Source organism: Micromonospora sp. NPDC004540, from assembly GCF_040610095.1.
Taxonomy (GTDB): domain Bacteria; phylum Actinomycetota; class Actinomycetes; order Mycobacteriales; family Micromonosporaceae; genus Micromonospora.
In genome coordinates, this window is sequence record NZ_JBEXLR010000080.1 from 21,087 (window position 1) to 30,004 (window position 8,918).

11 protein-coding genes and 2 pseudogenes are annotated in these 8,918 nt (G+C 75.2%); 6 read left to right on the top strand and 7 right to left on the bottom strand.

Annotated elements, in window-relative coordinates:
* The first annotated feature begins 87 nt into the window (after positions 1–87).
* On the top strand, positions 88–750 hold the full coding sequence (locus ABZV78_RS23365) for a TetR/AcrR family transcriptional regulator (protein ID WP_355641727.1): 663 nt from the start codon (positions 88–90) through the stop codon (positions 748–750).
* Here the strand turns inward: ABZV78_RS23365 and ABZV78_RS23370 are convergent.
* Genes ABZV78_RS23370 through ABZV78_RS23380 form a run of 3 tightly spaced genes read right to left on the bottom strand, consistent with a single transcriptional unit; the run spans position 720 to position 2,204 of the window.
* A complete protein-coding gene (locus ABZV78_RS23370; protein ID WP_355641729.1) occupies positions 720–1,262 on the bottom strand; it encodes a hypothetical protein in 543 nt (180 codons plus the stop codon). The two genes, ABZV78_RS23365 and ABZV78_RS23370, sit on opposite strands and share 31 nt — an antisense overlap.
* Before the next feature lie 10 nt (positions 1,263–1,272).
* A complete protein-coding gene (locus tag ABZV78_RS23375) occupies positions 1,273–1,728 on the bottom strand; it encodes a hypothetical protein (RefSeq protein ID WP_355641731.1) in 456 nt (151 codons plus the stop codon).
* Positions 1,728–2,204: a hypothetical protein gene (locus ABZV78_RS23380; protein WP_355641733.1), complete on the bottom strand. Its 477-nt coding sequence runs from the start codon at positions 2,202–2,204 to the stop codon at positions 1,728–1,730. The genes ABZV78_RS23375 and ABZV78_RS23380 overlap by 1 nt, the downstream gene beginning before the upstream one ends.
* Before the next feature lie 44 nt (positions 2,205–2,248).
* Here ABZV78_RS23380 and ABZV78_RS23385 point away from each other — a divergent pair, with 44 nt between their 5' ends.
* Positions 2,249–3,232 (top strand): transcriptional regulator, encoded by a 984-nt coding sequence (locus ABZV78_RS23385; RefSeq protein WP_355641735.1) that lies wholly within the window; start codon positions 2,249–2,251, stop codon positions 3,230–3,232.
* Here the strand turns inward: ABZV78_RS23385 and ABZV78_RS23390 are convergent.
* Positions 3,224–4,705 carry a PLP-dependent aminotransferase family protein gene (locus ABZV78_RS23390; protein ID WP_355641737.1) on the bottom strand — a complete coding sequence of 494 codons (1,482 nt, stop codon included), beginning with the start codon at positions 4,703–4,705 and terminating at the stop codon, positions 3,224–3,226. The two genes, ABZV78_RS23385 and ABZV78_RS23390, sit on opposite strands and share 9 nt — an antisense overlap.
* A 29-nt stretch (positions 4,706–4,734) precedes the next feature.
* On the opposite strand from ABZV78_RS23390, the gene ABZV78_RS23395 reads away from it, so the two are divergent.
* Together ABZV78_RS23395 and ABZV78_RS23400 are read left to right on the top strand one after the other, a co-directional pair.
* Positions 4,735–5,346, top strand: coding sequence for a LysE family translocator (locus ABZV78_RS23395; protein WP_355641739.1), 612 nt, complete (start codon positions 4,735–4,737; stop codon positions 5,344–5,346).
* 9 nt (positions 5,347–5,355) lie between these two features.
* Positions 5,356–6,066 (top strand): phenylalanine--tRNA ligase beta subunit-related protein, encoded by a 711-nt coding sequence (locus ABZV78_RS23400; protein ID WP_355641741.1) that lies wholly within the window; start codon positions 5,356–5,358, stop codon positions 6,064–6,066.
* 12 nt (positions 6,067–6,078) lie between these two features.
* Here the strand turns inward: ABZV78_RS23400 and ABZV78_RS23405 are convergent, their stop codons facing one another.
* The gene (locus tag ABZV78_RS23405; protein WP_355641743.1) at positions 6,079–6,471 is read right to left on the bottom strand and encodes a hypothetical protein; all 393 of its coding nucleotides are present in this window, start codon (positions 6,469–6,471) and stop codon (positions 6,079–6,081) included.
* A 69-nt stretch (positions 6,472–6,540) separates the two neighbouring features.
* On the opposite strand from ABZV78_RS23405, the gene ABZV78_RS23410 reads away from it, so the two are divergent.
* The gene (locus ABZV78_RS23410) at positions 6,541–6,969 is read left to right on the top strand and encodes an archease (protein WP_355641745.1); all 429 of its coding nucleotides are present in this window, start codon (positions 6,541–6,543) and stop codon (positions 6,967–6,969) included.
* A gap of 6 nt (positions 6,970–6,975) precedes the next feature.
* Here ABZV78_RS23410 and ABZV78_RS23415 read toward each other — a convergent pair whose 3' ends face one another.
* Entirely contained in the window at positions 6,976–8,394 is a 1,419-nt protein-coding gene (locus tag ABZV78_RS23415; protein WP_355641747.1) for an RtcB family protein, read from the bottom strand.
* A gap of 76 nt (positions 8,395–8,470) precedes the next feature.
* Here ABZV78_RS23415 and ABZV78_RS23420 point away from each other — a divergent pair.
* Positions 8,471–8,761 (top strand): annotated as a pseudogene (locus ABZV78_RS23420) (SDR family NAD(P)-dependent oxidoreductase); the annotation flags it as partial.
* A gap of 64 nt (positions 8,762–8,825) precedes the next feature.
* On the opposite strand, the pseudogene ABZV78_RS23425 reads toward ABZV78_RS23420, so the two are convergent.
* A pseudogene (locus tag ABZV78_RS23425) lies at positions 8,826–8,918 on the bottom strand (PH domain-containing protein); the annotation flags it as partial.

Below are 8,918 nucleotides of genomic sequence, written 5' to 3' on the forward strand. Positions count from 1 at the left end.
CCGGACACTATCCACCGCCGTCGACACCAGTCAACACCCTGTCGAGTCCAATCGACAGGGTGTCGAGCGGGTGTAACATCGGCCGACATGAGCCCCGCCCGCACGCCGACCGGCGTCGCGCCGACGCGTGGACGGCGATCCGGCCGCTCCACCGGCGACGACCGGGAGCTGGCCATCCTGGCCACCGCCGAGCGGCTGCTGCGGCAGCGGCCCTTCGGGGACATCTCCATCGACGACCTGGCCCGGGGCGCCGGCATCTCCCGGCCCACCTTCTACTTCTACTTCCCGTCCAAGGGCGCGGTGCTGCTCACCCTGCTCGACCGGGTGACCGACGAGGCGAACGCGGCCGCGGGCGACGTGCTGGTCCGGCTCGCCGAGGACCCCCGGGCCCGCTGGCGGGAGCTGATCGCCCGGTTCCACGCCACCTTCGGCGGCCACCGCGACGTGGTGCTGGCCTGCGCCCAGGTGCGCGGCACCAACGCCGAGGTGCGCCGGCTCTGGGCCGAGGTCCTCGAGCGCTGGGTACGCGCCGTCGAGGCGGCCATCGAAGGCGAGCGGGCGCGCGGCGCGGCCCCGGACGGGCTGCCCGCCCGGGACCTCGCCATCGCGCTGAACTCCATGAACGAACGGGTCTGGTACGCGACCTTCGCCGGGGACGGGCCGGCGGTCGCCGAGCGGGACGTGGTCGACGTGCTGCTCGACGTCTGGCTGACCGCGATCTACCGCACCACCACCCCGCCGTCGCTCTGAGCGGCGGCATGCGCCTCGCGTAGCCGCAGTACCACCAGGTCGAACTCGGCGGCGGGCAGCGCCGGGCCGGTGAGGCTCTCCAGCTGGCGCATCAGCACCGGGCCGCGCGACTGCACGGGCGTCTCCACTGCCCCGTCCCGGGTCAGCACGCACAGGGTCCACTGCCGGCCTTCGAGGCCGGGGCCGGAGAGGACGGTCGGGCCCGGGTAGAAGCCGGTCACCTCCCGCCAGGGCAGGAGCCGGGAGAAGAGTACGTTGCGGATCAGCAGCCCACGCTCGCCGTGGTAGACGCCGACCAGGTGGAACCGGACCGCGACGAGCAGGACCCCGACGATCACCGCGATGGCGACGGCCATCGACCCGGCCTGGTCGGCGGCGAGCCGACCGGCGACCAGCTCGGTCACCATCCCGGCCGACAGGACGAGCAGCGCCAGGCTGCCGTACAGGATGGCCACCCCGGCGGGGACCTGCCGCCTTGTCGTCCAGGGATCGGCCCGTCTCCATCTCCGCACCCCGGTCACACTAGCCGGTACGGGCAAACTCCATGATCCAGTTGGTCTCCCAGGTGCGCTCGCCGTCGGTGGAGAACGCCTGCTCCCAGCGGCAGGAGGTGGGTGTGATCGCCGACCAGATGAACCGGCAGCGGATCGGCCGCCCCTCGTCGGTGTCGTCGGCGTAGAAGGTGCCGACGCCGTCGACGAACCGGCCGACCATCGGCGGCAGTTCGAGCACCCCGCGGCGGCTGTTCATCCAGTAGATCGACCAGAGGCCGGTCTCCGCGTCCTGGATGCGGACGGTCGAGCCGGAGAAGCCGCGGGTCGGAAAGCGGATCTCATCGAAGCTGCCGGCGCCGTCGAAGAACGAGTGCGCCACCGACGTGCCGGGGAACTCGTCCCACTCGTCGCTGCCCACGTGCCGCTTGGCCAGCCGCCGGTTGGTCACGTCCCAGGTGCCGACGAAGAAGTCGAAGTCGCCCATCAGAAGCCCACCTTTCCCTCGGCCCGGTTGTCGGCCAGGTAGCCGGCCAGGTCCGGCCGGTCGGGGGCGAGGACGTGCCGGACCCAGGCGGTCCGCTCGTGCTCCAGGACGCCCAGTTCCCAGACGCAGCCGACCCCGGGCCGGTCCAGCGGCACGAAGTGCGCCGGGTCGTCGTCCGGGCAGTCCAGCGCGGGCTGGCCGGCGATCGCGATCCGGCACTCCACCACGTTGTCGAAGAACCAGCTGTACGCGAGCAGGTACGCGCCGGTGTCCGCGCCCCGGTGCAGCACCACCCAGCCGGCCGGCGGGGTGCCGCCGTCCGGGGCGGGCAGCAGCTTCGGCAGGTACGCGTACGCGGCCTCGACCACCTCCGGTTCGAGGCGGCGGTCCGGCTGGTCGATGTGGTAGCGCTTGACGTGCCGGCCGGCGACCTCGACGGCCTCCGGCACGGTCAGTTCCTTGTCGTGGAATGCCATGCCGGGACGGTAGGACCGCTCCCCTGACAGCTAGTGTCAGTGGAATGCGGGCCAGTCGCCTCCTGTCCATCCTGCTGCTGCTCCAGGCCCACGGCCGGCTCACCGCCGCCGACCTGGCCCGCCGGCTGGAGGTGTCGGTGCGCACCGTCTACCGGGACGTCGAGTCGCTGCACGCGGCCGGCATCCCGCTCTACGGCGAGGCCGGGCACGCCGGCGGCTACCGGCTCGTCGACGGCTGGCGGACCCGGCTGACCGGGCTCACCGCCGAGGAGGCCGACCGGCTGCTCTTCGCCGGGCTGCCCGGGCCGGCCGCCGAGCTGGGCTACGAGTCGGTGGTGGCCACCGTGCAACTCAAGCTGCGCGCCGCGCTGCCGCCGCCGCTCGCCGATCGGGCCGACCGGCTCCAGCAGCGGTTCCACCTGGACACCCCCGGCTGGTACTCCGACGGCGACCCGTCGCCGTACCTGGCCGCCGCGGCCGAGGCGGTGTGGCGGGAGCACCGGATCCGGGTCCGTTACCGGAGCTGGACCGGCGAGGTGACCCGGGTCCTCGAACCGTACGGGCTGGTGCTCAAGGGCGGCCGCTGGTACGTGGTGGCCGCCCGGCCGGACCGGACCGAGCCGGCCACCTACCGGGTCAACCAGATCCTCGACCTGACCCCGCTGGACGAGCCGTTCGACCGGCCGGAGTTCGACCTGCCGGCCTGGTGGCGGGCGCACGTGGTCGCCTTCCGGGCCGGGCTGCACCGGGACGAGGCGACCATCCGGCTCTCGCCCCGGGGCCGGGAACGGCTGCGGGAGGTCGCCAGCGACGCGGTGGTCGCGGCGGTGGACGCCAGCGCCGGCCCGCCCGACGCGGCCGGCTGGGTGCGGGCCGTCGTACCCATCGAGTCGCTCACCCACGCGCACGGTGACCTGTTGCGGCTCGGCGCCGAGGTGGAGGTCCTCTCCCCCGCGGCCCTCCGCGACCGCCTGGCGGAGACGGCGACCGCCCTGGCCGCCCTCTACCACCCGCCCGCGTCAGCGTAGGTCGTGCAGGGCGGTGGCAACGGTTGCCAGGGCGCGGTCGATGTCGGTGGGTGGGTTGGCGGCGTAGCCGAGGACCAGGCCGGGCGGTTGGGGGCGCTGACCGTGCCAGGACAGGGGCTGCACCTTGACGCCGCGGCGCAGCGCCGCCGCGGCCAGCGCCGTGTCGTCGACCTCGCCGGGCAGCGTGACCAGCAGGTGCAGGCCGGCAGCCGCGCCGTGCACCACCGCGCCGGGCAGGTGCGCGCGGACCGCCCGGATCATCGCGTCCCGGCGGCGGACGTGCCGGCGGCGCAGCAGCCGCAGGTGGCGTTCCAGCGCGCCGGAGTCCATCAGCTCGGCCAGCACCAGCTGCGGGAGGGCGGCGTTGCCGAGGTCGGCCATCCGCTTGGCCGCCACGAGGTCGGCGTGCAGCCGGGGCGGCACCAGCACCCAGCCGATCCGCAGCGCCGGGGCGAGCAGCTTGGAGACGCTGCCGGTGTAGCAGACCCGGTCCGGCAGCATCCCGCGCAGCGCCGGCACCGGCGGGCGGTCGTAGCGGTGCTCGGCGTCGTAGTCGTCCTCGATCACCAGGCCGCCGCGTCCCGCCCAGCGCAGCAGCCGGCGGCGCCGGTCGCCGTCGAGCACCACGCCGGTCGGGAACTGGTGCGCCGGGGTGAGCATCACCGCCGGTGCGCCGCTCTTTTCCAGCCGGTCGACCCGCAGGCCGCGGTCGTCGACCGGGATCGGCGGGGTGTCCAGCCGCCAGTTGTTCAGGTGCTGGCGGACGCCGAGCGAGCCGGGGTCCTCCACGGCGACCGTGTGCACGCCGTCGGCGTGCAGCACCTGGGCGAGCAGGCCGAGCGCCTGGGACACCCCGGCCACGATCACCACCTCGGCCGGGTCGACCCGGATGCCACGGTTGCGGGCCAGCCAGGTGGCGACGGCGAGCCGCAGCGCGGGGGTGCCGGTCGGGTCGCCGTACCCGAAGGCGGCGGGCGTCAGGCGGTGCAGCACCGCGCGTTCCGCGCGCAGCCAGGCCGCGCGGGGAAAGGCCGCCAGGTCGGGTACGCCGGGCGTCAGGTCCAGCTCCGCCGGAGCGGTGCGCAGCGCGTCGAAGACCTCGGTGCCCGGCGACCGCGCGGCGAACACCTCCGGCGGGCGGGGCGGCGGCGCCGGCGGGCGGGTGACCACGGCGGCCGGGGTCGCCACGACGACGGTGCCGGCCCGGCCCCGGCCGACCACGTGCCCGTCCTCGGTCAGCCGCTGGTAAGCCTCCGTCACCACGCCCCGGGAGACCCCCAGCTCGGCGGCGAGCACCCGGCTGGCCGGCAGCCGGGCGCCCACCGGCACCCGGCCGTCGGCGACGGCGGCCCGCAGCCGGGCGGCCAGCCAGTCGGCGCGCCCGCCCGGCGGCGCCTCGCCGACGTCGAGCTGGAGGAAATCGGCACCGGCCGTTATGGACTCCTTGGTCGCCGACAGTTTGGCCCTGTCCATCGGACCATTATGGTCGCAGGCTGGACCGCATGAGTATCGCCTTTCTGCTGACCACGCTCGTCGTGGTGATCACCCCGGGCACCGGGATGGTCTACACCCTCGCCACCGGCCTCTCCGCCGGCCGCCGGGCCGGTCTGGTGGCGGCCGCGGGCTGCACGCTCAGCCTCGTCCCGCACCTCGTCGCCGCGGTGACCGGGCTGGCGGCCCTGCTCCGCGCCGGCACCCCGGCGTTCCGGGTGGTGACCTGGCTGGGCGTGGCCTACCTGCTCTGGATGGCGTGGGCGGCGCTGCGCGACCGTGGCCCGCTGCCGGTGGACGATCACCGCCCGCCGCGCCCCGCCGGCCGGGTGTTCCGCGACGGGGTGCTGCTGAACCTGCTCAACCCCAAGGTCACCGTCTTCTTCGTGGCGTTCCTGCCGCAGTTCGTCCCGCCGGCCGCGCCGGACGCCCCGACCCGGATGCTGGCCTGCGGCGCGGTGTTCATGCTGACCACCCTGCTGGTCTTCGCCGGGTACGCGCTGCTGGCCGGCGCGCTGCGCCGCCGGGTGCTGGCCCGGCCCCGGCTCACCACGCTGCTGCGGCACGGCTTCGCCGGCAGTTTCCTCGCCCTGGGCCTCGGCCTGGCCCTCACCGCCCGTTAGGAGTCCTCCGTGCGCTTCCGGCACGCTCCGCAGGTCTGGTCGACCTTTCCGGAGCTGACCTGCGGCGTCCTGCACGCCACCGGCATCACCCCCGGCGTCGACGTCACCCCGCGCCTCGCCCGGCACGCCGACACGGCCCACGCCCGCCTGGCCGCCGGAGCCGAGGGCGGCTTCCCCGAGATCCAGGCGTGGCGGCGGGCTTTCGCCCGGATGGGTTCGCCGCCCACCCGCTACCGGTGCGCGGCCGAGTCGCTGCTGCGCCGGTTCCGCCGCGACGGGGCGCTGCCCCGGCTGCACCCGCTGGTCGACCTGGGCAACGCCCTCTCCCTCGGGTACGCCGTGCCGGTGGCCGTGCTGGACCTCGCGGGGATCACCAGGGACCTGACCGTGCGCCCGGCCACCGGCGCGGAGACCTACCTGACGCTGGGCGGGGACGAGGAGCACCCCGAGCCGGGTGAGCTGGTCTTCGCCGACGCGGCCGGCCGCGCCCACTCCCGACGCTGGACGCACCGGCAGAGCGGCGCGTCGGCGGTGCGCGCGGAGACCACCGAGGTGCTGGTGGTGATCGAGGCGATGCACCACGACGGGCCCGTGGTGGTGCCCCGGATGCTCGCGGAACTGGCGGCCGCGCTGGCCGAGGAGTGGGGAGCGCCGGCCCGGACGGCGGTGCTCACCGCCGCCGCGCCCGAGTTCGCGGTCCCCGCCGTGCGGATTGGCTGAACCCGTGCCGGGTCAGGCGGTCGGGCGCTCCGGGTCGTCGGGCGCCATGAGCTCGTCGAACTCGGCCGGGGTGATCTCGCCGGTGCGCAGCCGCCGGGCGTTCGCGGCGAACCGGGCGATCGCGGCGCCCCGCGGGTCGGGCGTGGTCAGCAGGCCGGAATCGGCGGCGAGCGCGGTCGCCGCGTCGGCCACCTGGCGGGCATCGTCGGTGTCGACCGGCTCGCCGTGCAGCTCGCGCAGCGCGTCGGCGAGCCGGGCGTGGGCGGCGTCGCCGGCGCCCCACCAGCGCCGGGCCAGCTCGACCGTGCGGCCCAGGCTGTCCTCGCCGACCCGCTCGGCCCGCAGCACGGCCCGCATCATGCGCAGGAAGGTGATGGTGACGGCGTCGGAGTCATCGGCGATCATGCCGGCACCCTAGCGACCGGCTGCGACAAAACCGGTGGGGCACCCGACCGGCGGCGGCATGATCGGGGCATGGAACGACGACCGGCCCGGGGACACCGGAACATCCCGCACACCGCCGACGTCCGCATCGAGGCGTGGGCGCCGGACCGGGAGGGCTGCGTGGCCGAGGCGGTCACCGCGCTGGTGGAGACCTTCGTGGACACCACGGGAGCGGTCGCCGGCGGGGAGAGCGGGTTCCGGGTGCCGCCGGGCGCCGACGCGGACCTGCTGGTCGGCGTCCTCGACGAGGTGATCTTCCGGATGGACACGGTGGACGAGCTGCCGCTGGAGACCGAGGTGCGGGTGGCCGACGACGGCGGCCTGGCGGTGCGCTGGCGGACCACCGGCACCGACGCGGTGGAACTGGTCGGCGCGGTCCCCAAGGCGGTGTCCCTGCACGAGCTGTGCTTCGCCGCGGACCCCGACGGGTGGCGCTGCGCCGTGACGCTGGACGTGTGAGCGGGCTCAGCCCTTCACCACGCCGAGCGGGACCAGCCGGGCCACCTTCCGGCACAGGCCGCCCCCCTCGGCCGCCGCCACCACGGCGGTGACGTCCTTGTACGCGGCCGGCATCTCCTCGGCCAACCCGCGCCGGCTGGCGCCCCGCACCGCGATGTCCTGCGCCTCCAGCTCGCGGCGCGGGTCGTGCCCGCGGACCGCCTTGGTGGCCTGCTTGCGGCTCTGCACCCGGCCCGCGCCGTGGCAGGTGGACGCCCAGGCCGGCGAGCCGGGCACGCCGGTGAGCACGTACGAGCCGGTGCCCATCGAGCCGGGGATGAGCACCGGCTGCCCGACGCCGCGCAGGTCGTCGGGCAGGTCGGGGTGCCCCGGCGGGAGGGCCCGGGTGGCCCCCTTGCGGTGCACGCAGAGCGGGCGGGACGCCCCGTCCACCTCGTGCGTCTCGATCTTGGCGAGGTTGTGCGAGATGTCGTACACCAGGTCGAGGTCGCAGCCGGTGACCCGGGCGAAGACCTGCCGGGCGGCGTGGGCGAGCAGCTGCCGGTTGGCCCGGGCGTAGTTGGCCGCGGCGGCCATCGCCCCCAGGTAGGCCCGGCCCTCGTGGGACGAGACCGGCGCGCAGGCGAGCTGCCGGTCGGGCACGTGGATGCCGTACCCGGGCATCACCTTCTCCATGCCGCGGACGTAGTCGGTGCAGATCTGGTGGCCCAGTCCCCGCGAACCGCAGTGGATCATGACGCAGACCTGGCCGACGCGCAGCCCGAACGCGGCCGCCACGGCCTCGTCGTATACCTCCTCCACCGCCTGCACCTCCAGGAAGTGGTTGCCGGAGCCGAGGCTGCCGACCTGGCGGGCGCCGCGCTCCACGGCCCGCTCACTCACCTGGGCCGGGTTCGCGTCGCCCACCGCGCCGTAGTCCTCACAGCGGTCCAGGTCCCGCTGGACCCCGAAGCCGCGCTCGACGGCGTACCGGGAGCCGCCGCGGAGCACCCCGTCGAGTTCGGCCCGGTCGGTCAGGTGCCACACGGCGCCCTTGCCCATGCCGCGCGGGGTGGACTCGCCCAGGCCGTCCATCACGGCGTCCAGCCGGGGCCGCAGCGCGGCCCGGTCCAGGTCGGCGGTGAGCAGCCGGACCCCGCAGGAGATGTCGAAACCGACCCCGCCGGGCGAGACCACTCCCCCGTCCTCGATGTCGGTGGCGGCGACCCCGCCGATCGGGAAGCCGTAGCCCCAGTGCACGTCCGGCATGGCGTAGGAGGCGCCGACGATGCCGGGCAGGGTGGCCACGTTCGCCACCTGCTCCAGCGACTTGTCCGCCCCGGCGTCCGGGAGGAGATCGCGGGACGCGAAGACCACCCCCGGCACCCGCATGGGGTCGTGCCGGTCGATCCGGAACCGGTACGGCGACTCCTCGACCAGGTCCATACCCGCCCGGCTACCCCGGGTCGGAGCGGTTACACCCGGTCTGGTTCGAATCGCCCGATCCGGGTAGTGCGGCTGCATGCCCCAGCGTTACGAGGACTACGACAGGATCGCCGTGGTGACCGGCGCGGACTCCGGCATCGGCAAGGCGTGCGCCGTGGCGCTCGCCGAGGCCGGCTTCGACATCGGCATCACCTGGTACGGCGACCCGGACGGCGCCGGGCGCACCGCCGCCGAGGTACGCGCCACCGGCCGCCGCTGCGAGGTGGCCGAGCTGGACCTGACCCGGCTGCCCGGGGCGGCCGCGGTCGTCGACGAGCTGGCCGACCGGCTCGGCGGGCTCGGCGTGCTGGTCAACAACGCCGGCACCGGGCTGGCCACGCCCTTCGTCGACGTGGCCTGGGAGCAGTGGCGGGAGGTGCTCGCCGTGGTCACTCGCCGCGGTAACGCTCGGTGGGGAAGAGGTAACGCGCGACCAGCGAGCTGGGCTCGTCCTCCAGCGGCAGGACCCGGCGGGGGGCCATGCC